The organism is Phreatobacter stygius (assembly GCF_005144885.1).
Taxonomy (GTDB): Bacteria; Pseudomonadota; Alphaproteobacteria; order Rhizobiales; family Phreatobacteraceae; genus Phreatobacter; species Phreatobacter stygius.
On sequence record NZ_CP039690.1, the window covers coordinates 4,099,767 to 4,121,404 of the forward strand.

21 protein-coding genes are annotated in these 21,638 nt (G+C 66.8%); 10 read left to right on the top strand and 11 right to left on the bottom strand.

The window, feature by feature from the left end; translation table 11 throughout:
• Nucleotides 1-35 precede the first annotated feature (35 nt).
• Nucleotides 36-1,820 carry an acyl-CoA dehydrogenase family protein gene (locus E8M01_RS19275; RefSeq protein ID WP_136961606.1) on the bottom strand — a complete coding sequence of 595 codons (1,785 nt, stop codon included), beginning with the start codon at nucleotides 1,818-1,820 and terminating at the stop codon, nucleotides 36-38.
• 222 nt (nucleotides 1,821-2,042) lie between these two features.
• Here E8M01_RS19275 and E8M01_RS19280 point away from each other — a divergent pair, with 222 nt between their 5' ends.
• Nucleotides 2,043-3,005: an L-threonylcarbamoyladenylate synthase gene (locus E8M01_RS19280; RefSeq protein ID WP_136961607.1), complete on the top strand. Its 963-nt coding sequence runs from the start codon at nucleotides 2,043-2,045 to the stop codon at nucleotides 3,003-3,005.
• A 9-nt stretch (nucleotides 3,006-3,014) separates the two neighbouring features.
• Here E8M01_RS19280 and E8M01_RS19285 read toward each other — a convergent pair whose 3' ends face one another.
• Nucleotides 3,015-3,920, bottom strand: a complete 906-nt coding sequence (locus E8M01_RS19285; protein WP_136961608.1) for a LysR substrate-binding domain-containing protein — start codon at nucleotides 3,918-3,920, stop codon at nucleotides 3,015-3,017.
• Between the two features lie 121 nt (nucleotides 3,921-4,041).
• On the opposite strand from E8M01_RS19285, the gene E8M01_RS19290 reads away from it, so the two are divergent.
• A complete protein-coding gene (locus tag E8M01_RS19290; protein WP_136961609.1) occupies nucleotides 4,042-5,328 on the top strand; it encodes an MFS transporter in 1,287 nt (428 codons plus the stop codon).
• Complete coding sequence (locus E8M01_RS19295) at nucleotides 5,325-5,948, top strand: glutathione S-transferase family protein (protein ID WP_136961610.1); 624 nt, start codon at nucleotides 5,325-5,327, stop codon at nucleotides 5,946-5,948. The genes E8M01_RS19290 and E8M01_RS19295 overlap by 4 nt, the downstream gene beginning before the upstream one ends.
• On the opposite strand, the gene E8M01_RS19300 is transcribed toward E8M01_RS19295, so the two are convergent.
• From E8M01_RS19300 to E8M01_RS19330, 7 genes are all read right to left on the bottom strand, one after another.
• Nucleotides 5,945-7,162 (bottom strand): class I SAM-dependent RNA methyltransferase, encoded by a 1,218-nt coding sequence (locus tag E8M01_RS19300; RefSeq protein ID WP_136961611.1) that lies wholly within the window; start codon nucleotides 7,160-7,162, stop codon nucleotides 5,945-5,947. The two genes, E8M01_RS19295 and E8M01_RS19300, sit on opposite strands and share 4 nt — an antisense overlap.
• Complete coding sequence (locus tag E8M01_RS19305) at nucleotides 7,159-7,902, bottom strand: TlyA family RNA methyltransferase (protein ID WP_136964725.1); 744 nt, start codon at nucleotides 7,900-7,902, stop codon at nucleotides 7,159-7,161. The genes E8M01_RS19300 and E8M01_RS19305 overlap by 4 nt, the downstream gene beginning before the upstream one ends.
• A gap of 56 nt (nucleotides 7,903-7,958) precedes the next feature.
• Nucleotides 7,959-9,893: a 1-deoxy-D-xylulose-5-phosphate synthase gene (gene dxs, locus E8M01_RS19310; RefSeq protein WP_136961612.1), complete on the bottom strand. Its 1,935-nt coding sequence runs from the start codon at nucleotides 9,891-9,893 to the stop codon at nucleotides 7,959-7,961.
• A gap of 243 nt (nucleotides 9,894-10,136) precedes the next feature.
• The gene (locus E8M01_RS19315) at nucleotides 10,137-11,054 is read right to left on the bottom strand and encodes a pirin family protein (RefSeq protein WP_136961613.1); all 918 of its coding nucleotides are present in this window, start codon (nucleotides 11,052-11,054) and stop codon (nucleotides 10,137-10,139) included.
• Between the two features lie 80 nt (nucleotides 11,055-11,134).
• Nucleotides 11,135-11,923, bottom strand: a complete 789-nt coding sequence (locus tag E8M01_RS19320; RefSeq protein ID WP_136961614.1) for an SDR family oxidoreductase — start codon at nucleotides 11,921-11,923, stop codon at nucleotides 11,135-11,137.
• Nucleotides 11,924-12,011: 88 nt separating this feature from the next.
• A complete protein-coding gene (locus E8M01_RS19325; RefSeq protein ID WP_136961615.1) occupies nucleotides 12,012-12,629 on the bottom strand; it encodes a LysE family translocator in 618 nt (205 codons plus the stop codon).
• A gap of 51 nt (nucleotides 12,630-12,680) precedes the next feature.
• A complete protein-coding gene (locus E8M01_RS19330; protein WP_136961616.1) occupies nucleotides 12,681-13,499 on the bottom strand; it encodes a DUF1194 domain-containing protein in 819 nt (272 codons plus the stop codon).
• A 280-nt stretch (nucleotides 13,500-13,779) separates the two neighbouring features.
• Here E8M01_RS19330 and E8M01_RS19335 point away from each other — a divergent pair, with 280 nt between their 5' ends.
• The 3 genes from E8M01_RS19335 to E8M01_RS19345 all read left to right on the top strand — a co-directional run bounded on the left by E8M01_RS19335 (nucleotide 13,780) and on the right by E8M01_RS19345 (nucleotide 15,801).
• Complete coding sequence (locus tag E8M01_RS19335; protein WP_136961617.1) at nucleotides 13,780-14,709, top strand: histone deacetylase family protein; 930 nt, start codon at nucleotides 13,780-13,782, stop codon at nucleotides 14,707-14,709.
• Nucleotides 14,710-14,768: 59 nt separating this feature from the next.
• The gene (locus E8M01_RS19340) at nucleotides 14,769-15,407 is read left to right on the top strand and encodes a LysE family translocator (RefSeq protein ID WP_136961618.1); all 639 of its coding nucleotides are present in this window, start codon (nucleotides 14,769-14,771) and stop codon (nucleotides 15,405-15,407) included.
• Between the two features lie 145 nt (nucleotides 15,408-15,552).
• The gene (locus tag E8M01_RS19345; RefSeq protein ID WP_136961619.1) at nucleotides 15,553-15,801 is read left to right on the top strand and encodes an exodeoxyribonuclease VII small subunit; all 249 of its coding nucleotides are present in this window, start codon (nucleotides 15,553-15,555) and stop codon (nucleotides 15,799-15,801) included.
• A gap of 21 nt (nucleotides 15,802-15,822) precedes the next feature.
• Here the strand turns inward: E8M01_RS19345 and E8M01_RS19350 are convergent, their stop codons facing one another.
• Nucleotides 15,823-16,365: a carboxymuconolactone decarboxylase family protein gene (locus E8M01_RS19350; RefSeq protein ID WP_136961620.1), complete on the bottom strand. Its 543-nt coding sequence runs from the start codon at nucleotides 16,363-16,365 to the stop codon at nucleotides 15,823-15,825.
• Between the two features lie 120 nt (nucleotides 16,366-16,485).
• Between E8M01_RS19350 and E8M01_RS19355 the strand changes: the two genes are divergently transcribed.
• The 4 genes from E8M01_RS19355 to E8M01_RS19370 all read left to right on the top strand — a co-directional run bounded on the left by E8M01_RS19355 (nucleotide 16,486) and on the right by E8M01_RS19370 (nucleotide 20,667).
• Nucleotides 16,486-16,785 (top strand): winged helix-turn-helix transcriptional regulator, encoded by a 300-nt coding sequence (locus E8M01_RS19355; RefSeq protein ID WP_246088361.1) that lies wholly within the window; start codon nucleotides 16,486-16,488, stop codon nucleotides 16,783-16,785.
• A 226-nt stretch (nucleotides 16,786-17,011) separates the two neighbouring features.
• Complete coding sequence (locus E8M01_RS19360; RefSeq protein ID WP_170181974.1) at nucleotides 17,012-18,619, top strand: ABC transporter substrate-binding protein; 1,608 nt, start codon at nucleotides 17,012-17,014, stop codon at nucleotides 18,617-18,619.
• Between the two features lie 89 nt (nucleotides 18,620-18,708).
• Nucleotides 18,709-19,686, top strand: a complete 978-nt coding sequence (locus tag E8M01_RS19365; protein WP_136961623.1) for an ABC transporter permease — start codon at nucleotides 18,709-18,711, stop codon at nucleotides 19,684-19,686.
• A gap of 9 nt (nucleotides 19,687-19,695) precedes the next feature.
• Entirely contained in the window at nucleotides 19,696-20,667 is a 972-nt protein-coding gene (locus E8M01_RS19370) for an ABC transporter permease (protein WP_136961624.1), read from the top strand.
• 28 nt (nucleotides 20,668-20,695) lie between these two features.
• Here the strand turns inward: E8M01_RS19370 and E8M01_RS19375 are convergent, their stop codons facing one another.
• Nucleotides 20,696-21,592 carry a LysR family transcriptional regulator gene (locus tag E8M01_RS19375; RefSeq protein ID WP_136961625.1) on the bottom strand — a complete coding sequence of 299 codons (897 nt, stop codon included), beginning with the start codon at nucleotides 21,590-21,592 and terminating at the stop codon, nucleotides 20,696-20,698.
• Nucleotides 21,593-21,638 lie beyond the last annotated feature (46 nt).

Consider the following 21,638-nt stretch of genomic DNA (forward strand, 5'->3'; position numbering starts at 1 on the left):
CTGCGGCGGGTTCGGCCGCGCTTCGTCTTGATCGGTCAGCCGGCGAGCTGCAGCTGAATTGCATTGATGCTGTCGGCGCCGGAGGTGACGCTGACCTCCAGGCCGGGCGCTGCGGTCGCCAGGTTCTCGGCGAAGAACCGGGCGGTGCCGGTGGCCTCGGCGCCAAGCGCTTCCGCGGCGCCATTGTCGCGCTGGGCCAGCGCCTTTTCGGCGAGCGCCGTGCCGCCGAGCGCCAGCCCGAACAGCCGTGCATAGGGTGTGGCGCCGGCCAGCGCATCGGCCGGATTGGATTTCAGCGCCGCCAGCAGATGGCCGGTTGCCCGCTCCAGGCTGTCGATCGCCTCGGTCAGCCTTGCCGCCGTACGGCCGAAATCGGCCGAATTGGTGCCGGCCACCTTGGCGGCCACCACACGCATCCGGCTGATTTCGCCGGCGACCAGAGCGCCGCCTTCGAGCGCGACCTTGCGGGTGACCAGGTCGATCGCCTGGATGCCGTTGGTGCCCTCGTAGATCGCGAAGATGCGCGCGTCGCGCATGTGCTGGGCAGCGCCGGTCTCCTCGACGAAGCCCATGCCGCCATGGACCTGCACGCCGAGGGATGCCACCTCGTTGCCGATATCGGTCGAAAACGCCTTGGCGATCGGGGTCAGCAGCGAGGCGCGGGCCTGGCCGGCCTGGCGTTCGGCCTCGGTCTTGCCGAGATGAGCCCGGTCGATCTCGGCCGCCAGCATGTAGCAGATGGCGCGTGCGCCCTGGGTATAGCCGCGCATGGTCAAGAGCATGCGCTTGACATCCGGGTGCAGGATGATCGGGCTCATGCCCTCGCCGGCATAACCGGGCGCGCGGCCTTGGCGCCGTTCGGCGGCATAGGCCATGGCCTGCTGGGTCGCCCGCTCGGCGATCGCCACGCCCTGCAGGGCGACCGCGAGCCGGGCATTGTTCATCATGGTGAACATCGCCGCGAGGCCGCGATTCTCCTCGCCGACCAGATAGCCGATGGCGCCGCCGTCATCGCCATAGACCATGGTGCAGGTCGGCGAACCGTGGACGCCGAGCTTGTGCTCGATCGAATGGCAGCGCACGTCGTTGCGTTGGCCGATCGAACCGTCGGCATTGACCAGGAATTTCGGCACGATGAACAGCGAGATGCCCTTGGTGCCGGCGGGCGCATCGGGCAGCCGCGCCAGCACGAGATGCACGATGTTTTCGGTCAGGTCGTGCTCGCCATAGGTAATGAAGATCTTGTTGCCGGTGATCCGGTAGGTGCCGTCGCCGGCCCGTTCGGCCTTGGTGCGCAGCGCCGCCAGGTCCGAACCCGCCGAGGGTTCGGTCAGGTTCATCGTGCCGGTCCATTCGCCCGAGATCATCTTCGGCAGATAGATGGTCTTGAGCTGATCGGAAGCATGTGCCGCGATCGCCTCGATGGCGCCTTGCGTCAAGAGCGGGCCGAGGCCGAAGGAACTGCAGGCGGCGTTCCACATTTCCAGGCAAGCGGCATTGATGACGCAGGGCAGGGCCTGGCCGCCGAATTCGGCATCGGCCATTAGGCCGTTCCAGCCGGCCGCCGCCCAGTCGGAATAAGTCTCTTTCCAGCCCGGCGGCATGGTCACCTTGCCGTCCTTGAACGGCGTGCCGAGCTTGTCGCCGACGGTGTTGAGCGGCGCGATCCGCTCGGCGGCGAATTTGCCGGCCTCTTCCAGCACCGCGTCGACCAGATCCGCGGTCAGTTCGCCATAGAGGCCATCGGCCAGGGCCTGGTCCAGGCCGGCGACATGTTTCAGCGTGCTGGCGATATCGGTGACGGGCGCGCGATAAGTCATGGTGCTCCTCCGCACGGCCGATCCAAGGTCCAGACGCCTCCGGCCGAGAGAATGCCCGCACCATGGCGGAGCACCCACGGTCGTGCAACGGCACGATGGCGAGGCTGGCCGAACGAGGGATAGGAGTGTCTGACGTTTACGTCAACGGAATGCATCCACCGGACGAGAGAATCCGATTGCGGCATTTTGGTCTTGGCCGCGGGTCGTGCTAAGCGCCGCGCCATGATCGCTCGCCCGACCCGCCGTCTCAGCCCCGATGCCACCGGCCTTGCCGAAGCTGGCCGGCTGTTGCGCGCCGGCGGCCTCGTCGCCTTCCCGACCGAGACGGTCTATGGCCTCGGTGCCGATGCAACCGACGGCCGCGCGGTCGCCGGCATCTACGAAGCCAAGGGCCGACCGAGCTTCAATCCGCTGATTGCGCATGTTGCCGAAATTGCCGATGCCCTGGCGCTCGGCCGTTTCGACCAGCACGCCGAAGACCTCGCCAGGGCATTCTGGCCGGGACCTTTGACACTGGTCGTGCCGGTCGCGGCCGGCTGTCCGATTTCCGACCTGGCGCGCGCCGGCCTCGATACGGTGGGGCTTCGGGTGCCCGACCATCCGGTGGCTCATGCGCTGCTCCAGGCCGCCGGCCGGCCGATTGCCGGTCCTTCGGCCAACCTGTCAGGCCATGTCAGCCCGACCGACGCCGATCATGTGCTGGCCGATCTCGACGGCCGGATCGATGCGGTGGTCGATGCCGGTCCGACCGAGGTGGGGGTGGAATCGACCATTGTCGCCTGTCTCGACGGTGTCACCGTCCTGCTCCGTCCGGGCGGTGTGTCGCGCGCTGCGATCGAGGCCGTCATCGGTCGGCCGCTGGCGGTCCACCGTCAAGAAAAGACCATCGCGCCGGGCATGCTCGCGTCGCATTACGCGCCGAAGGCCGGCGTCAGGCTCGACGCTCAGGTGGTCGAGCCGGGCGAAGCCTTGCTCGCCTTCGGCGCCCGGGTTCCCGATGGTGCGACCGTCATGCTGAACCTGTCGCCGTCAGGCGATCTCGCCGAGGCGGCCGCCAATCTCTTCGGTCATCTGCGCCAGCTCGACAGCGCCGGCGCCGGCCGCATCGCGGTCATGCCGATCCCGCACGAGGGCCTCGGCGAGGCCATTCGCGACCGGCTGGTTCGTGCCGCTGCGCCGCGCTGATCCATCGGCCTAAATGCCGCCCGACCCGTCCGGCTTTTGTGCCTCGCGCAACAGCCAGTTGCTGAAGGCCGCGACCACAGGCCGATTGGCGACCTCGGGCAAGCTGACGATGTAATAGGCGAACTGGGTCGGCCAGGACCGGTCGAGCGCCAGGACGAGACGGCCCGCGGCGATTTCGTCATGGGCATAGATGTCGCGGACCAGCGCCAGGCCCTGTCCGGCCTCGGCGGCGCGGATCAGCAGGAAATCATCGTCGAAGCTCGGGCCGCGCTCGGCCCTCGGATCGCCTTCGACACCGAGCGCTTTCAGCCACAGCGGCCAGTCGGCGCGATCGCGGTCCTGCAATAGCGGATAGGCCAGGCAATCCACCGGGTCATGGATCGGCGGCCCGCCGGCGAGCAGGCGCGCACTGCCGACCGGGACCAGCTCAGGCGCCATCAGCGGTATCGCGTTGAGGCCGGGATAATGGCCGAGTCCGTGCCGGATCGCGACATCGACCCGGCCGTCGCGGAGGTTGACCAGTTGGTTGGTCGCCTCGACACGAACTTCGAATTCCGGGTGCTCGTCGCTGAACCGGCCGAGCCGCGGCACCAGCCAAGACGCGGCAAAGGACGGAGCCGTGGTGACGGTCAGCGTCTGGCGAGCCTTGATGGTCTCGAGCGCGCCAAGCGTCAGGGCGATCTGATCGAAGGCCCTCAGCAATGGCGGGTGGATCTTGGCTCCGGCCTCGGTGAGCAGCATGCCGTAACGCGTCCGGCTGAACAGCGCGACGCCGACGCGTTCCTCCAACTGGCGGATCTGCTGGCTGACCGCGCCCGATGTGACGCCCATCGCGTCGGCGGCGAGCTTGATGCTGCCGTGCCGGCCGGTTTCGGCAAAGGCGCGGAGCGCCAGCAATGGCAGGACGGAGCCCATAAGAATTTAGCCTGCCTATACTTTGAAAGCAGAATGGATCGTTTATCGCAGCGGAGCTAAAGCGCTATTCATGCGCCGGAGAGAGTTTAGCAATTCTCCTGCAAGATAGCGAGACGGATCAATGCAGCCAAGTCCAAACTCAAGCTCTCGCCCGATCCCTCGGGGTGAATCGACGGTCGCGGGTCCCTGGCTTCTGGTGGTTGTCGGTTTCGCCGCCCTGGCCGTTTCGTTTTCCGTGCGGGCGGTGCTCGGGCTGGCGATGCCGGTGATCGAAACCGAGCTCGGCTGGTCGCGCTCGCTGCTGTCGGGTGTTGGCGCACTGGCCTTGCTGGTCATGGCCTGCGCGGCGCCTTTTGCCGGCAGGATCATCGACCAGAGCGGCCCGCGCCTGCTCGTGTCGGGCGGGCTTGTCGCCATTGCCATTGGCGCCGGCCTGGTCTCGCTGACGTCATCGCTTGCGATCTTCGCGATCGGCTTCGGCCTGTTTGCCGCGGCCGGCTTCACCGCGGTCGGCACCAATATCGTCGCGGCAGCCATCGCCAAGAGCTTCGAGGCCGGCCGTGGGCTGGCGACCGGCATCGGCACGTCGGGCGCGACAGCCGGGCAGTTGCTCGTCGTGCCGGCGGTTGCGATCCTGATGCAGACGGCAAGCTGGCGCTACGGCTTCGGCGCACTCGCCGTCCTCGCGCTGGTTCTGGCGGCCTGTGCCCTCATCCTGTTGCCGAGACCGCGCCCGTCGTCCGCGCCCGGCGCGCCTTCGCAGCCGGACGGCTCCCTGCTCGACGGTATTGCCGCGCTCTTGCGGGTGCCAGCCTTCCACGTGCTGTTCTGGAGCTTTCTGATCTGCGGCTTCACCACCACGGGGGTGATCGAGACGCATCTCTTGCCCTATGCCGCGTTCTGCGGCTTTCCGCCGCTGCCGAGCGCCACCGCCTATGGCGTGCTCTCCGCGGTCAACCTGGGCGGCATGGTGCTCGCCGGCTTCCTGTCCGATCGCCTGCACCGGCCGACGCTGCTTGCCGCGATCTATCTGGCGCGCGCCGCGAGCTTCATCCTGCTCGCCTATGTCGCCCCGGACATCCGGCTGCTCTATGTCTTTGCCGTGCTGTTCGGCCTGGTCGATTATTCGACCATACCGGTCACGGTCGGCCTGGCGGCGAGCCATTTCGGCGTCAGGCGGCTCGGTCTCGCCATGGGCCTCATTTCGAGTGGCCATGCGCTTGGCGGCGCGCTGGCCGGCGGGCTGTTGTTCGACGCCGGCGGATCTTATGGCTGGCTCTGGATCGGTGCCTTCAGCCTGTCGATGCTGGCCGGACTGCTCGTCTTCACGCTGAGCGACCAGCCCTCCGAACCGGTCGAACCCGGCGAACCGGCGCTCGCCACGCGCACCAGCGAGGCGATGTCATGATCCAGCTCTATACCGACACTTCGCCCAACGGTTTCAAGGCAACCATCGCGCTCGAGGAACTGGGCCTAGCTTACACGATTCATCACGTCAGGATCGACGCGGGCGACCATCGCCAGCCCGCTTTCCTGGCGCTCAACCCCCATGGCCGCATCCCCGTCATCACCGACCCGGACACCGGCATCACGCTGTTTGAATCCGCGGCGATCCTGCTCTACCTCGCCGACAAGACCGGGCGGCTGCTGCCAGCCGGGAAGAAGGTCCGCTGGGAGGCGATCCAATGGCTGCAGTTCCATGCCGCAAGCGTCGGGCCGATCCTTGGCCAGCGTGTGCATTTCGAGCTGTTCGAGAAGACGCCGATGCCCATAGCGATCGCGCGCTACCGCCGGCTGACCGCTGAAGCCTTCGCAACGCTCGACGCGCGGCTCTCGGACCGGCGCTATCTCGCCGGCGACGACTATTCGATCGCCGATATCGCCACCTTCGGCTGGACCCATATCGCCGACATCTGCGGCTTCCGCTTCGACGAATATGGAAACCTCGCCCGTTGGCATGCCGACATCGCCGGACGCCCCGCCGTGCAGCGCGGCATCGCGCTTCCCGCCCCGGCGACCGGGCCTTAACGCGAAAAGGTCGCGACCAGCTCGACATGGGCCGACCAGCGGAACTGGTCGACCGGCGTGACGGTCTCGAGTTTCCAGCCGCCGGCGATCAGGGTCGCCGCATCGCGCGCGAAAGTGGCGGGATTGCAGGAGACCGCGACGATGCGGCCGATATCGGCCTTGGCCAGGATCTTCGCCTGGGTCTCGGCGCCGGCGCGCGGCGGATCGAACACCACCGCGTCCAGGCCCTTCAGGTCGGCGGCCATCATCGGCCGGCGGAACAGGTCACGTGTCTCGGCGACGATCGGTTTCAGGCCTGAAGCGCCGCGCACCGCCGCGGCGAGCGCCGCGATCGCTTGCCCGTCGGCGTCGACGGCATGGACGCGGGTCTGGGTCGCCAGCCGGAGTGCGAAGGGGCCGACACCGCAGAACAGGTCGGCGGCCTTCTTGGCCTTGCCGACGCCGTCGAGCACCAGGCGCGACAGCACCTCTTCGCCCTTGGTGGTCGCCTGGAGGAAGACGCCTGGCGGCAATTGCACCCGGATCGCGTCGATCTGGATCGACGGTGGCTCGCGCTGCATCACCAGGTCGCCGTGATTGGTCAGGCGTGCCAGGCCCTGGGCATTGCCGGCGGCCAGGAGTTCGAGGCGCTGGCGCTCGCTGAGCTTGCCGGCGCCGCGCAGTTCCATGTCGAGGCCACTGTCGGTGGCGGTGATCTGGATGTCGAGCGGTTTGGTGGCGGATTCGAGCACCCGGGCCACGGCGCGGGCGGCGGCGAGAGCGCGGTCGAGCTTCGGGTCGAGGATCGGGCAGGCGTCGATCGCGATGAGCGCGTGGCTGCGCGCCGCGGCAAAGCCGACGACGAGGTTCGTTCCCTGGCCGCGCCGGGCGTGAAAGGTCACCCGTCGGCGGCCCGCGCCATGGGCGTCGATGGTCTCGGCGATATCGGCCTGCAGCCCGTGCGGGCGCAGCGCCGCCGCCACCAGGTCGCGCTTCCAGGCGAGATAGGAGGCAGGCGCCCAATGTTGCAGCGCGCAGCCGCCGCAGCTGCCGAAATAGCGGCATTCCGGCTGGATCCGCTCGGCGCTCGGCACCAGGATGGCCGAGGGCAGGGCGCGTTCATCACGACCTTCGACTTCCACCACTTCGCCGGCCAGCGTGAACGGCACGAACCGGTGGCCGGCAACGCCATCGCCACGGTGGCCGACATGCGAAATGGTCAGCCGCTCGGTCATGGCCTTGAGCCCCGCAACGCATGCATGAGGAATTCCCGGTTGCCTTCGCCGCCGGCGATCGGGCTGTCGATCACCCTTGTGACCGTCCAGCCCAGCGCCGCGGTGGCGGTCTTGATCTTCTCGACGGCACCGTCGCGCGCGGCGGCATCACGCACCAGGCCGTTCTTGCCGACCAGCCCACGGCCAACCTCGAATTGCGGCTTGATCAGCGCGACCAGGTCGGCTGACGGCGCCAGCAGGGCCGTGATGGCGGGCAGGACCAGGGTCAGCGAAATGAAACTGACATCGACCACGCCGAGATCCGGCATCGGATCGAGCGGCTCCAGATTGCGGATATCAGTCGCCTCCAGCGCCGTCACATCAGGCCGGCCGCGCAGGCTCTTGTGCAACTGGTCGCGCCCGGTATCGACCGCGGTGACTTGGGCTGCGCCACGCTCCAGCAACACCTGGGTGAAGCCGCCGGTGGAGGCGCCGATGTCGAGGCAGACCCGGCCTTCCGGGCTGATGCCGAAAACGTCGAGCCCATGGGCAAGCTTGACGCCGCCGCGCGACACCCAGGGGTGCTCGGCGGTGGCCGACAGCGCGGCGGTGAGGCCGATCTCGTCGGACGCCTTCTTGACCGGCCGGCCGTCGGCGCTGACGAGGCCCGCGGCGATCGCGGCTTGCGCCTTGGCACGGCTCTCGAACAGGCCACGCTCGACCAGCAGGATATCGGCGCGGCGTTTGGCACCCTGGTGCACCGGTGTCGCCGGCGCAGCTCCTGTCGCCTCGCCGGGGGTCAGCTTGCCGGCGGCGTTCACGCGCTGAGTGCGCCCGGCACCGCCTGGACATCAAGCGCGTCGCGGCCGAGCGCCTCGAACACCTTGGTCACGATGCCGCGGGCGTCGAGGCCGGCGCGGGCATACATGGCTTCCGGCTTGTCGTGGTCGAGATAGACGTCAGGCAGCACCATCGGGCGCACCTTGCAGCCGCCGTCGAGCAGGCCGGCATCGGCCAGCGCATGCAGCACATAGGAGCCGAAACCGCCGATCGAACCTTCCTCGACGGTGACAAGCACCTCGTGATCGCGGGCGAGCCGGGTCACCAGGTCGACATCGAGCGGCTTGGCGAAGCGGGCATCGGCAACCGTCGTGGACAGACCCAGCGCGCCGAGCTCTTCGGCTGCCCTCAGGCATTCGGCAAGCCGGGTGCCGAACGACAGCAGCGCCACCCGCGTGCCCTCCTTGACGATGCGGCCCTTGCCGATCTCGAGCGGCACGCCGTGCGCCGGCATGTCGACGCCCACGCCCTCGCCGCGCGGATAGCGGAACGCGATCGGGCCTTCGTCATAAGCCGCCGCGGTCGCCACCATATGGACCAGCTCGGCTTCGTCGCTGGCCGCCATCACCACGAAGCCGGGCAGGCAGCCGAGATAGGCGACGTCGAAAGCGCCGGCATGGGTCGGCCCGTCGGCGCCGACCAGGCCGGCGCGGTCGATCGGGAAGCGCACCGGCAAGCCCTGGATCGCCACGTCGTGGACGACCTGGTCATAGGCGCGCTGCAGGAAGGTGGAATAGATCGCGCAGAACGGCTTGAAGCCTTCGCTGGCAAGTCCGGCGGCGAAAGTCACGGCATGCTGTTCGGCGATGCCGACGTCGAAGGTGCGGGCGGGAAACGCCTTTTCGAACAGGTCGAGGCCGGTGCCGGTCGGCATGGCCGCGGTGATCGCGATGATCTTGTCGTCCTTCGCGGCTTCCTTGATCAGGCTTTCGCCGAACACCTTCGTGTAGGACGGCGCATTGGCCTTGGCCTTCACCTGGGTGCCGGTGATCACGTCGAACTTGGCCACCGCGTGAAGCTTGTCGGCGGTCTCTTCCGCCGGCGCATAACCCTTGCCCTTCTGGGTCACGACATGAACCAGGATCGGGCCGAAATCGGCGTCGCGGACATTCTTGAGCACCGGCAGCAGGTGGTCGAGATTGTGCCCGTCGATCGGTCCGACGTAATAGAAGCCGAGCTCTTCGAACAGAGTGCCGCCGGTGACGAAGCCGCGGGCATGCTCGACGGCGCGGGTGACCGTGCGGTCGAGGGTGGCCCCGAGCCGCTTCGACAGTTGCTTGCCGATATCGCGCAGCTTCAGATAGGTCTTGCCCGAGGCGAGCCTTGCCAGATAGGCCGACATGGCGCCAACCGGCGGGGCGATCGACATGTCGTTGTCGTTCAGGATGACGATCAGCCGCTCGCCGCGGGCGCCGGCATTGTTCATCGCTTCATAGGCCATGCCGGCCGACATGGCGCCGTCGCCGATGACCGCGATGACGTGGTTCTTGGCGCCCTTCAGGTCGCGCGCCACCGCCATGCCGAGGCCGGCCGAGATCGAGGTCGACGAATGGGCGGCGCCGAACGGGTCGAATTCGCTTTCGGCCCGCTTGGTGAAACCCGACAGGCCATTGGCCTGGCGCAGCGTGCGGATACGGTCGCGCCGGCCGGTCAGAATCTTGTGCGGGTAGGCCTGGTGGCCGACATCCCAGATCACCCGGTCACGCGGGGTGTCGAAAACATAATGCAACGCAGTGGTCAGCTCGACCACGCCGAGACCGGCGCCGAGATGGCCGCCGGTGACCGAAACCGCCGCGATGGTCTCCGCCCGCAATTCGTCGGCGACCTGCTTCACCTGATATTCGGGGATCTTGCGCAGATCTTCGGGGATCCGGATGGTGTCGAGGAGAGGCGTTGCTGGGCGATCTGTCACGATTTCACCGGCTGGCGCATGGCCCGGAAGGGTCGGAAGCCGTTTGCCGCGGCAACCATGCGAGGACGAGGATGATCCAACACAGCGCGGACGATACCCCACGCCAAGGGTCGAGGGTTACACCACCGACTTAAGGCGTGCAATGCAATGGAGCCAGGGCGACCGATTGGCGCAGGCATGGCTAAATCATGAGCAAGCCCAGATTTTCGGCTTCGGGACGAAGAAGCCGACCCGCGCGAACGTCTAGTCCGGCAGCGGAATGTAGTCCTGCTCGTCGCCCGGCACGACGTCGAAACGCCGCTGGCGCCAATTGTCCTTGGCCTGCTCAATACGTTCCTTCGAGGATGAGACGAAGTTCCACCAGATGAAGCGGGGGCCATCCATGACCGCGCCGCCGCACAGGATCAGCCGCGCGGCCGAGACCGCGGTCAGCGTGATGCGGTCGGCCGGGCGCAGCACCAGCATCTTGCCCTCGCCGAAAATATCGCCCTGCACGTCGATCTCGCCGGAGACGACATAGATCGCGCGTTCCTCGATCTCCGGATCGATCGGCAGCTTGGCGCCCGGTTCCAGCACGATGTCGGCATAAACCGTGTCCCAGGTGGTCGGCACCGGTGCGGTCTTGCCATAGAGCGAGCCGAGCACGACGCGGATCGACTTGCCTTCGGCTTCGATCACCGGCAGTGCCGCGCGGTCGACATGGTCGAAACCGGGTGCGCCTTCTTCCTGATCGCGCGGCAGGGCGAGCCAGCTCTGGATGCCATGCAGCTCGTGGCCCTTGGCTTTCAGCGCCGGATCGGTGCGTTCGGAATGCACGATGCCGCGCCCGGCGGTCATCAGGTTCACCTCGCCCGGATTGATCGGCACATAGGTGCCGAGACTGTCCCGATGCTGGATCTGGCCGGCGAACAGATAGGTGACGGTGGCAAGTCCGATATGGGGGTGCGGCCGGACATCGATGCCGTTGCCGTCGCGGAACACCGCCGGCCCCATATGGTCGAAGAAGATGAACGGCCCGACCATGCGGCGCTTGGCGAAGGGCAGCGCGCGCCGCACGGTGAAGCCGCCGAGATCGTGGGTGCGCGGCACGATCACCATTTCGATGGCGTCGCAGGCGAGCTTGTCGCCGAGCACCGGGTCGGGCGTGGGAGAAAACGACATGGCCAAGCCTCCTGTTTCGCCTGTGACAACGATATCGAATGCTTCACGCCCGGCGTCTTGCCCCACGCGCCGACGTGACGTCAGACGTTGCGGGTGGCTCCGCCGTCGACGCGGATCTTCGACCCCGTGATGTAGCCCGCCTGCTCCGAGCAGAGGAAGGCCGCGGTCGAGCCGAACTCCTCGGCCGAGCCGAGCCGGCCGGCGGGAATGGTGGCGATCGAGGCCGCCTCGATATCGGCCAGCGACTTGCCCGAGCGTTGGGAATTCGCCGCATCGAGCTCCTTGATGCGGTCGGTGGCGATGCGGCCTGGCAGGATCATGTTGACCGTCACGCCGTCCTTGGCGACTTCGGCCGACAGGGTCTTCGACCAGCCGACGATCGACGCGCGCAAGGCATTGGACAGGGCGAGATTGGGGATCGGCTGCTCGACGCCTGACGAGGCGACGGTCAGGACGCGGCCCCATTTGCGCTGGCGCATGCCGGGCAGAAGCGCCGCGGTCATGGCGAAGACCGGTTCCACCATGGTCTTGAAATATTTGAGCCATTCATCATCGGCGACCTCGGTCGCCGGCTTGGCCGGCGGGCCGCCGGTATTGTTCACCAGAATGTCGATCTGGCCGAGGGTCTTCTCGGCGATCGCCACGATCTCCGCCACCGCGCCGGGCGCACCGAGATCGGCGGCAATGCCATAGGCCTTGCCCTTGCCGCGCGCGGTGATCTGCTCGGCATTGGCCTTGATGCGGTCGGCGGTGCGGCCGACCAGCATGACGGTCACGCCTTCGGCGGCAAGCGCCTCGGCGATGCCCAGGCCCAGGCCCCGGCTCGACGCCAGCACCAGGGCTTTCTTGTTCGAAAGGCCGAAATCCATTGTGTCCTCCTCAATTCGGGGGCGAAGACAAGCCCGAAGCCGCAGCCGACGCAAGAGGACGGCATGCGGGACAGCCCAGCGAAATCTCTCAGCGCGTCCGCGACACCGCGAGCCAGACGCCGCCGCCGATCAGGAAGCCGCCGCTGATCCGCGACATGAGCCGGATGCTCGCCTGCGACAGGCTGCGGCTGGTCCGTCCGCAGATGATCGCATAGGCGCTGTCGGACACCGCCGCACAGGCCATGGCGGTGAGGCCCATGATCGCGATCTGCAGGCCGTGCGGCCGCGCCGGATCGATGAATTGCGGAAAGAAGGCGCCGAAGAACACCAGGGTCTTCGGATTGGAGAGGGCGACCAGCAGGCCCTGCAGGAAGAAGCCGCCGCGCGGCGCCGCCGGCGCGGCACCCGTCGCGCCGTCGGTCCTGGCGCTGCGGATCATCTTCCAGCCGAGCCAGATGAGATAGGCGGCGCCGGCGAGCCGGACCCATTCGAACCAGTGACCCATGGCGGCGATGACCGAATTCAGGCCGATGCCGGCGACCGCGATCATGATGGCGAGGCCGAGCTGGGTGCCGGCGACATTGGCGAGCCCCGCGCGGGTGCCGTGCTTCAGGCCGTTGGCGATGATCAGCGTGACCGTCGGTCCGGGCACCAGCACGATCACCAGGCAGGCGAGCAGATAGGCGAGGTAGAGTTCGAGCGACATCTGTGTCCGTCTCCGGCGGGCATGGGCTGCGCGGTGCGCGGCGTCGGTATTCTAGTTGCGATCCCAGCGCTCGCGCCACATGCGTTCGCCGATCAGGCAATCGATCCGCTCGCTTTGCGCCGGCGCGATCGTCGCGCCGGTTGGCAGGATCCATTGCGGCGGCAGGCCGGCGACCTCCAGGATCAGCTTGCGCCGGGTGGCCGGAACGAATTCGTCCGGATCCTTGATCGGGATGACGAAGGCACCGGGACCGCCGATGACGCAGTCGTGGTAATAGGCGTCGAGATTGTCCAGATCCATGGTGCGCGCGTCCGGCCGCTTCAGCATGATCGGCAGGCCGTTGATGGTGATGCCGCGCGACAGCGCCGCATCGCGCGCCGGCTCGACCAGCGGGCCATTGTTGTTGGCGCCGTCGCCGGAGACGTCGATGACCCGCCGCTGCGAGCGCAGGCCCGAGGTGTCGAACAGCGCCGCGCTCGCATTGATCGCGCCGGAAATGGAGGTGCGGAAGGCGCGCCGGATCGGCTTGGACTGCAGTTCGGCAGCGAAAGCCTGAGCACTTGCCGGACCGTCGATGATCCGCCAGCCGACCACCACCTGCTGGTCGAAAGCGCCGGCCCATTCCAGATAGGTGACGGCGATCTTGCCGATCAAGCCGCGCTTGATCGCATCCATGACCTCCGGCGCGACGATCGCCTGGAGGTAGCCGTCGCGCTGCAGGCGTTGCTCTTCCGGATCCATCGAATAGGAAATATCGACCGCCAGCACCAGTTGCAGGTCGACCTCCTCGCTGCCGGGCCGTGCCTGGGGATCGGCCGAGGCCGTCATGGCCAGGGTCACTGCGGCGGCGAGGATCAGGGCACGGATCATGACAATCCCCTGCGGGACGGGCTGAACTGCGGCGAGCCTGACATAGGGTCGGGCCTTGCGGAATAGCCATGTCGCGCGGTTTCGCGAATAATCACCGTCTTTGCAATCACGGTCGTGGCATTGGGGTGCCAAGATCGGAACCATGGGATATTCATGGTCGGCAAGGATCGTCCAGCGGGCCGCCGAACCAGACCAGCAGGGAACTTGGGGCCGCCAAGGACCTTGTAACGTTCCAGGCGCCGCCAAATGGCCGGCCGAGGCAGGGAAGGAATGGCTTCAATTGACCACGCTCGTGCTGTCGCATCCCAAATGCCTTGACCACCTCACCCCCTATGGCCATCCCGAGCGTCCCGATCGTCTCAGGATGATCACCCATGTGCTGGAGCACGAGCGGTTCGCCGATCTCGCGCGGGACGAGGCGCCGCTGGCGACCGTCGAGGCGATCACCCGCGTTCATCCGCCCGAATTCATCGAGCGCATCGAAAATGCCACGCCGCTGGTGGATTTTGTTCATCTCGACGCCGACACGACCTTGTCGCCGGGCTCCTACGAGGCGGCGCTGCGCGCCGCCGGCGGCGGCGTCTTCGCGGTTGACGAGGTGATGGCCGGCAAGGTGTCGAACGCTTTCGTCGCGACCCGCCCGCCGGGCCACCACGCCGAGACCACCACGGCCATGGGCTTCTGCCTGTTCAACAATGCCGCCATCGCGGCGCGCCACGCCCGCGCGGTTTACGGCGTCGAGCGGGTCGCCATTGTCGATTTCGACGTCCATCACGGCAATGGTACCCAGGACATTTTCTGGTCCGATCCGAGCGTGATGTATCTGTCGACCCATGAAATGCCGCTCTATCCCGGCACGGGTGCTGCCCGCGAGACCGGCGCCTATGACCAGGTCGTCAACGCGCCGCTGTCGGCCGGCGATGGTGGCGATGAATTCCGCCAGGCTTTCGAGCAGGCGATCTTGCCGCGCATGCGCGGCTTCAGCCCGGATCTGGTGATCATTTCGGCCGGCTTCGACGCCCATCAGCGCGACCCGCTGGCCAATCTCAATCTGACCGAGGCGGATTTCGGCTGGGCGACCAGGGAGATCATGGCGATTGCCGACCAGACCGCCGGCGGCCGCATCGTTTCCATGCTGGAGGGTGGCTATGACCTCGAGGGGCTCGGCCGCTCGGTCGCGGCCCATGTCATGGCGCTGATGCGCGGCTGAAGCCGTCGGCAACGCATGGCCGCGCCAAGGGCACGGCTCGCCAACAGGGGGCGCACCACATGCCCGATCTTCTGTCCTTCATGCTGGTCTCGATCGTCGTCATTGTCGTGCCCGGGCCGGATACCGCGGTCGCCCTGCGCAACACCCTGTTCGGCGGTCGCGCCGCCGGCGTGTCGACGGCGCTTGGTATTGCCGCCGGCCAGGTGGTCTGGGCGCTGGCCGCCAGCGCCGGCATGGTGGCCGTCCTGGTTGCTTCCGAGCCGCTGTTTCTGGCGGTCAAATATGCCGGTGCCGCCTATCTCGTCTGGCTCGGTATCCAGGCGCTGCGCGAGGCCTTCCGACCGTCGCCGCTTGCGCCCGGACAGGGCGGCCCCCGACAGCCACCGCAGCGCCGGATCACGCCCTCGGCCGCATGCCGGCAAGGCCTGGTCAGTGATCTCGGCAATCCGAAGATGGCGGTCTTCTTCTCCAGCCTGTTGCCGCAATTCGTCCCGGCCGGCGGCGAGACCTTCTCGGCGCTGCTGTTTCTCGGTCTTGTCTTCGCGCTGATGACCTTCCTCTGGCTTGCCCTTTATGCGGCGCTGGTCGCGAGGCTCGGCGACGTCCTGCGTCTTCCGGGGGTCCGCCGCACCGTCGAAGCGGTGACCGGTGTCCTGCTCGTCGGTCTTGGCCTGCGCATCGCGGCCGAACAGCGCTAGCGGCGCGGCCGGCTCCTGCCCGCTGGCCGCGGGCTTTTCGTCGGCGGATGCACGAAGGCGCGCGGATGCGCTAAGAGGGAAGCGCTTCGATTCCCCAAGACCGTTTTTTCGTGACGCATCACCACCTGCGACCGGAGGGCATTCCATGGCCGAGAAACATGCCGACGTGGCGGCGCTTCCGTTCGAGAAGGCGCTGGCAGAGCTTGAATCCATCGTCCAGAAGCTCGAAGGCGGCAATGTGCCGCTGGAGGATTCGATCGCCATCTATGAGCGTGGCGAAGCCTTGAAGAAGCGCTGCGAGGCGCTGCTGCGCGACGCCGAAGCGCGGGTTCAGAAGATCACTTTGGCCGCCGATGGCACGCCGTCCGGCACCACCCCGCTCGACCCCCAATAGCGTCGACCTCCAGCTGTCGGCTCAGGCCGGAAACCGCGGCGCGAAAGCCTCGGGCGCCAGGCGTAGCGCATTGGTGAGATAGCTCACCATGCGATAGAAGCCGGCCAGCATCAGGATCTCCAGGATCGCCTCGTCGGCAAAACGCGCCTTGAGCTCCTGCCAGGTGGCGTCATCGATGTCGCAGTCCCGGTGCAGCGCGTCGACGACGCCGATCAGCAGGCGGTCCTCGTCGCTCCAGACCGGATCGTCGGGACCGGAGCGGACGGTGGCGCGGGTCTGGGCCTCCGACAGCCCGGCGCGCGCGGCGAACAGGGCGACATGCACGCCCCACTCATATTCCGAGCCGCTGATCGCGGTGACCCGGTCGATGACGATCTCACGCTGGCGCAGGGTCAGGTTGCCGTGGTCGATGAGGCCGGCGCTCATGAACCGCTCGAACAGCCGCGGGTCGCGCGCCAGCGTGGTGAACAGACGGAGCGGTGGCACGCCCGGTGGCATGATCCGGCTCAACCGCGCCTGGACATCGTCTGGATAGGGCGGCTCGGCGGGCGACATGCGTGACATCGGTCGGCTCCGTGCTATGGATTGAATAGCAATAGATCATTTCACGCGCTATGGAAAGTGTAGCACATGACGCCGTATCCCGGGCGGGCCGTACGTGGTTCGCGTTCCGGACGCCCGATCATGGTCCTGCTCGATCTCCTGGGCCGGCGCATGGCGTTGAGACTGCTCTGGGAGCTGTCGCTGGCCGAACGGCCGATGACCTTTCGGGCGCTGCAGGCCGCGGCCGAGACCAATCCGAGCGTCCTGAACGGACGCCTGAAGGAGCTGCGTGCGGCCGGCATCGTCGATCACGGCGACGACGGTTACCGGCTCAGTGCCGACGGCGCCGCCTTGCTGACCCTGGTCCTGCCCCTGCACAAATGGGCCGACGATTGGGCGGCGGGGCGAGAATTTTCTTCTACCACCGGCGAGAGCCGCTGAACGATCGGCGCGCGCGCGCCGAAAAACCGTATGAAATGACTCAATTCGAGCCTGTTTTGAGCAGAATTTCCCGATTTTGCCCGATGTGTGAGCAAGGCTAGGCTTTGCGCACAAGCCCTCTTCCCCGACTGGCGATGTCCTGTCTAAGGTAGCGCCCGGCCGGCCAGGGAAATCTCTCAATTCAACAAAGCGTGGCCGCGGGATACCTCGACAGAGGGGAGACATGATGAAACTGAAGCTTGCGCTTTTCGCCGGCGCTTTGGCCCTTGCGTTGGGGGCCGCCAGTGCGAACGCCCAGACGCTGCGCTATGCGTTCCAAGGCAACCTGAACACGCTCGATCCCTACGGCATCAACGAGACCACCACGCTTGCCCTGCAGGGCAATGTCTATGAGGGCCTCACCAAGCGCGACCGCGACCTGAAGATCATTCCGGGTCTGGCCGAGCGTTGGGAAATTCTCGACAACGGCCTGACCTGGCGCTTCCATTTGCGCCGCGGCGTGAAGTTCCACAACGGCGAGGATCTCACCTCGGAAGACGTGGTGTTCTCGGCCAACCGCGTCCGGGCCGACACGTCGGACCTGCGCTCGCGCATCGATGCCGGCATCCAGGTGGTGGCGGTCGACCCCTATACCGTCGATTTCAAGCTGAAGTCGCCGAACCCGATCCTGCACTACGAGTGGGACACCTGGTACATCATGTCGAAGAAGTGGGCCGAGGCGAACAACGCCGTGGCTCCGAGCGCGCCGGCCGCGACCACGCCCGGCTATGCCGTGCTGAACGCCAATGGCACCGGCCCGTTCAGGATCACCCAGCACCAGATCGGCGTACGCACGCTGTTCGTGAAGAACCCGGCCTGGTGGGGCAAGGTCGAGCATAACCTGCAGGAGGTGATCTTCACGCCGATCACCTCGGCGCCGACCCGTGTGGCGGCGCTGCTCTCCGGCGAGGTCGACGTCATCGATCCCGTGCCGCTGCAGGACATTCCGCGCATCAACGCGAGCCCCAATGCCCGGGTCATGGAAGCCCCGGAACTGCGCACCATCTTCATGCAGCTCGATCAGCGGCGTGACGAGCTCACCGGCTCGTCGGTGAAGGGCAAGAACCCCTTCAAGGATGTGCGCGTGCGCCGCGCCTTCTACCAGGCCATCGATATCGAGGCGATCCGCCGCCAGGTGATGCGTGGCGCCGCGGCGCCGACGCCGCTCTTGATCTCGCCGCTGCTGTTCGAACGCGCCGGCGAGTTCCAGCGTCCAGCCGTCGATCTGGCCGGCGCCAACCGGTTGCTCGACGAAGCCGGCTATCCGCGCGGCGCCGACAATACCCGCTTCGAGGTGACCCTCGATTGCCCGAACGATCGCTATGTCAATGACGGCGCGATCTGTCAGGCCGTGGTGGCGATGCTCGCCCGCATCGGCGTGAAGATCAATCTTCAGGCCGTGCCGCGCGCGCAGTTCTTCGCCAAGGTCCTGGCGTCGGGTGGTTACAACACCTCGTTCTACCTGCTCGGCTGGACCCCCGGCTCGTTCGATTCCTGGAACGTGCTGCAGAACCTGGTCCGCTGCCGCGACGACACCGGTTCGGGCGGCGCAGGCGCCACCAATCTCGGCGGCTATTGCAACCCGCGCGTCGATGCCCTCACCGACCAGATCCTGGTCGAGGCGGACATCGCCAAGCGCACCGCGCTGATCGCCGAGGCCTATCGGATCATCACCGACGAGGTCAGCCACATCCCGCTGCACCAGCAGACGCTGGCCTGGGGTGTCGCCAAGAATGTCGAGCTCGCGCAGCGCGCCGACAACCAGTTCCTGTTCCACTGGGTGACCAAGCGCTGATCCCGTCCGGCCGGACGTTCCCTCGCCCGGCCAGTCTGGACCTTCAAGGGGAGCGGCATCAGCCGCTCCCCATGACTTAGAGGGATGTTATGCTCGCCTTCATCCTGCGCCGGCTCGCACAGGCCGTCGTCGTCCTGCTGACCGTTTCGCTGATCGCCTTCTCGCTGTTCCGTTTCGTCGGCGATCCCGTCAACCAGATGGTCGGCCAGGATACGACGGTCGAGCAGCGCGCCGAGATTCGCCGCCAGCTCGGGCTCGACGATCCGATACCGGTGCAATTCGTCCGCTTCGTCTGGAACGCCGCAAAATTCGACTTCGGCACCAGCTACCAGAACAAGCAGAAGGTCTCCAAGCTGATCGGCGAGCGGTTCCCCGCGACCATGGAATTGGCGCTGGTCTCGGCCCTGTTCGCCCTGTTCGCCGGCATTCCCATGGGTGTCTATTCGGGCTTGAGGCCGCATTCCTGGCTGTCGAAACTGTTTCAGACCGTGTCGCTGATCGGCATTTCCTTGCCGACCTTCCTGATCGGCATCCTGCTCATCTTCATCTTCCCGGTGACGCTTGGCGTGCTGAAATCCTTCGGCCGCCAGGGGGTCGTCGATCTCGGCTGGTGGACCACCGGCTTCCTGACCGTCCAGGGCTGGAGCTCGCTGGTGCTGCCGGCGATCACGCTCGGCCTGTTCCAGATGACGCTGATCATGCGCCTGGTGCGCTCCGAGATGATGGAAGTGCTGCGCACCGACTATATCAAGTTCGCCCGCGCCCGCGGCCTGACCAACCGGGCGGTGAATTTCGGCCACGCGCTGAAGAACACGCTGATCCCGGTCATCACCATTACCGGCCTGCAGATCGGTTCGATCATCGCCTTCGCCATCATCACCGAGACGGTGTTCCAATGGCCGGGCATGGGGCTGATGTTCCTGCAGGCCGTGCAGAACGTCGATATCCCCATCATGTCGGCCTATCTCCTGCTGGTCGCGACCCTGTTCGTGCTGATCAACCTGATCGTCGATCTCCTTTATGTCGCCGTCGATCCGCGTATCCGGATCGCCGGGCGGGCGTCGTGAGGCTGGCCCATGTCCGTCATTCCTGAAGACGCCAAGTCGCTGAACGGTCAGCCGCGCGTTCCGGCCAAGCGGTCGCTCGCCGCGCGCTTTTTCGATTCCGACATTTTCCACTCGTTCACCCGCTCCTGGGTGACCATGCTGGCAGCCTTTATCGCGTTGCTGCTGATCGTCACCGCGCTGCTGGCGCCCTGGATCGCCCCCAACGACCCGTTCAACCCGGAAACGCTCAGCCTGCTCGACGGCTCCAAGCCGCCATTCTGGGCGGCCGACGGCGAATGGCGGTTTCCGCTGGGCACCGATCAGCAGGGCCGCTGCGTCTTCTCCTCCGTGCTGTTCGGCATGCGGGTGTCGATCGTCATCGGTTTTCTCGGCGTGCTGCTGGCGGCCACCATCGGCATCGTTCTGGGGTTGATCGCCGGCTATTTCGGCGGCACCGCCGACAGCGTCATCATGCGCATCGCCGACGTGCAGCTGACCTTCCCGGCGATCCTCACCGCGCTCCTCATCGACGGCACCATGCACGCCCTGGTCGGCGGCCGGCGCTCCGACGTGCTGATCTTCTGGGTTCTGGTGATCTCCATCGGCCTGTCGTTCTGGGTGCAATATGCCCGCACCGTGCGCGGCTCGACGCTGGTCGAGCGCAACAAGGAATATGTCCAGGCGGCCCGGCTGATCGGCCTGTCGAAACCGACCATCCTGTTCCGCCACGTGCTGCCCAATGTCACCGGGCCGGTCCTGGTCATTGCCACCATCAACCTGGCGCTGGCGGTCATCACCGAGGCGACGCTGTCGTTTCTCGGCGTTGGCCTGCCGCCGACCACGCCGTCGCTCGGCACGCTGATCCAAATCGGCAATGAATTCCTGTTCTCCGGCGAATGGTGGGTGGTGATCTTCCCCGGCATTGCGCTCGCCGCGCTGGTGCTGTCGGTCAATCTGCTCGGCGACTGGCTGAGGGACGCCCTGAACCCGCGGCTGAGGTGAGGGCGGCCTGCCGCGCTGCCGGATCGGCTCAGACGATCCGCGTCACGAAATCGATGAAAGCGCGCAATTTGGCGGTCGGCAGCCCCTGCGCGCGGTGGAACAGGTAGGCTGGAAAGGTCTCGTCGGACCAGTCGGGCAGCAGCTGCACCAGACGCCCGTCGGCCAGCTTGTCCCGCACCATGAAGTCGAGCGGCTGGGCGATGCCCTGGCCGCCGAGGCAGGAGGCGATCAGGCTCTCGCTGTCATTGACCATCAGGCGTCCGCGCACCGCCACCGGAACGATATCCTCGCCCCGGCGCAATTCCCAGCCGAACGGCCGGCCGGTGGTCGGATCGCGGATCAGCAGGCAGTCATGGTCGACGAGCTCGCGCGGGTGCTCCGGCTTGCCATTGCGTGCGACGTAGTCAGGTGCGGCACAGGTCAGGACCTTGGCTCGCATCAACAGGCGGCAGGTGAGGCCCGACGGCTCCGGCTCGCCGAAACGGATCGCGATATCGAAGCCTTCGCCGACGAAGTCGCCAAGATGATCGCGCACGAACAGGTCGACCGAGAGTTCGGGATAGCGGGTGAGGAATTCCGGCAGCCGAGGTGTCAGCAGGTAGTGCCCGAACGGCGGGTCGACATTGACGCGCAGCCGGCCGCGCACCTCCGCCCCGGCACCTGCCGCGATCGTCGCGGCGCTCTCGATGCCCTGCAGCAGTGGCGCAACCTCGTCATAGAAGCGGCGGCCTTCGTCGGTCAGCGAGACCGCGCGGGCGGTGCGGTGCAGCAGGCGGATGCCGATGCGCTGCTCGAGCCGGGCGATGGCCCGGCTGACGCCTGACTGGGTGAGGCCGAGCGTGTCGGCGGCGCGCACGAAGCTGCCGGCTTCGACCACCGCCGCCAGGACGCCAATGCCGCTGAGCAGCCGTCCATCAAAGCTCATGGATGATCCAGGCTCATTCTTTACCTGACATCTATGCGCTCGTGTC

Coding starts and splice junctions, on each gene's coding strand:
- E8M01_RS19275 (WP_136961606.1), bottom strand. CDS start 1,820: ATGACTTATCGCGCGCCCGTCACCGATATCGCCAGCACGCTGAAACAT.
- E8M01_RS19280 (WP_136961607.1), top strand. CDS start 2,043: ATGATCGCTCGCCCGACCCGCCGTCTCAGCCCCGATGCCACCGGCCTT.
- E8M01_RS19285 (WP_136961608.1), bottom strand. CDS start 3,920: ATGGGCTCCGTCCTGCCATTGCTGGCGCTCCGCGCCTTTGCCGAAACC.
- E8M01_RS19290 (WP_136961609.1), top strand. CDS start 4,042: ATGCAGCCAAGTCCAAACTCAAGCTCTCGCCCGATCCCTCGGGGTGAA.
- E8M01_RS19295 (WP_136961610.1), top strand. CDS start 5,325: ATGATCCAGCTCTATACCGACACTTCGCCCAACGGTTTCAAGGCAACC.
- E8M01_RS19300 (WP_136961611.1), bottom strand. CDS start 7,162: ATGACCGAGCGGCTGACCATTTCGCATGTCGGCCACCGTGGCGATGGC.
- E8M01_RS19315 (WP_136961613.1), bottom strand. CDS start 11,054: ATGTCGTTTTCTCCCACGCCCGACCCGGTGCTCGGCGACAAGCTCGCC.
- E8M01_RS19320 (WP_136961614.1), bottom strand. CDS start 11,923: ATGGATTTCGGCCTTTCGAACAAGAAAGCCCTGGTGCTGGCGTCGAGC.
- E8M01_RS19325 (WP_136961615.1), bottom strand. CDS start 12,629: ATGTCGCTCGAACTCTACCTCGCCTATCTGCTCGCCTGCCTGGTGATC.
- E8M01_RS19330 (WP_136961616.1), bottom strand. CDS start 13,499: ATGATCCGTGCCCTGATCCTCGCCGCCGCAGTGACCCTGGCCATGACG.
- E8M01_RS19340 (WP_136961618.1), top strand. CDS start 14,769: ATGCCCGATCTTCTGTCCTTCATGCTGGTCTCGATCGTCGTCATTGTC.
- E8M01_RS19345 (WP_136961619.1), top strand. CDS start 15,553: ATGGCCGAGAAACATGCCGACGTGGCGGCGCTTCCGTTCGAGAAGGCG.
- E8M01_RS19350 (WP_136961620.1), bottom strand. CDS start 16,365: ATGTCACGCATGTCGCCCGCCGAGCCGCCCTATCCAGACGATGTCCAG.
- E8M01_RS19355 (WP_246088361.1), top strand. CDS start 16,486: ATGGTCCTGCTCGATCTCCTGGGCCGGCGCATGGCGTTGAGACTGCTC.
- E8M01_RS19360 (WP_170181974.1), top strand. CDS start 17,012: ATGAAACTGAAGCTTGCGCTTTTCGCCGGCGCTTTGGCCCTTGCGTTG.
- E8M01_RS19365 (WP_136961623.1), top strand. CDS start 18,709: ATGCTCGCCTTCATCCTGCGCCGGCTCGCACAGGCCGTCGTCGTCCTG.
- E8M01_RS19370 (WP_136961624.1), top strand. CDS start 19,696: ATGTCCGTCATTCCTGAAGACGCCAAGTCGCTGAACGGTCAGCCGCGC.
- E8M01_RS19375 (WP_136961625.1), bottom strand. CDS start 21,592: ATGAGCTTTGATGGACGGCTGCTCAGCGGCATTGGCGTCCTGGCGGCG.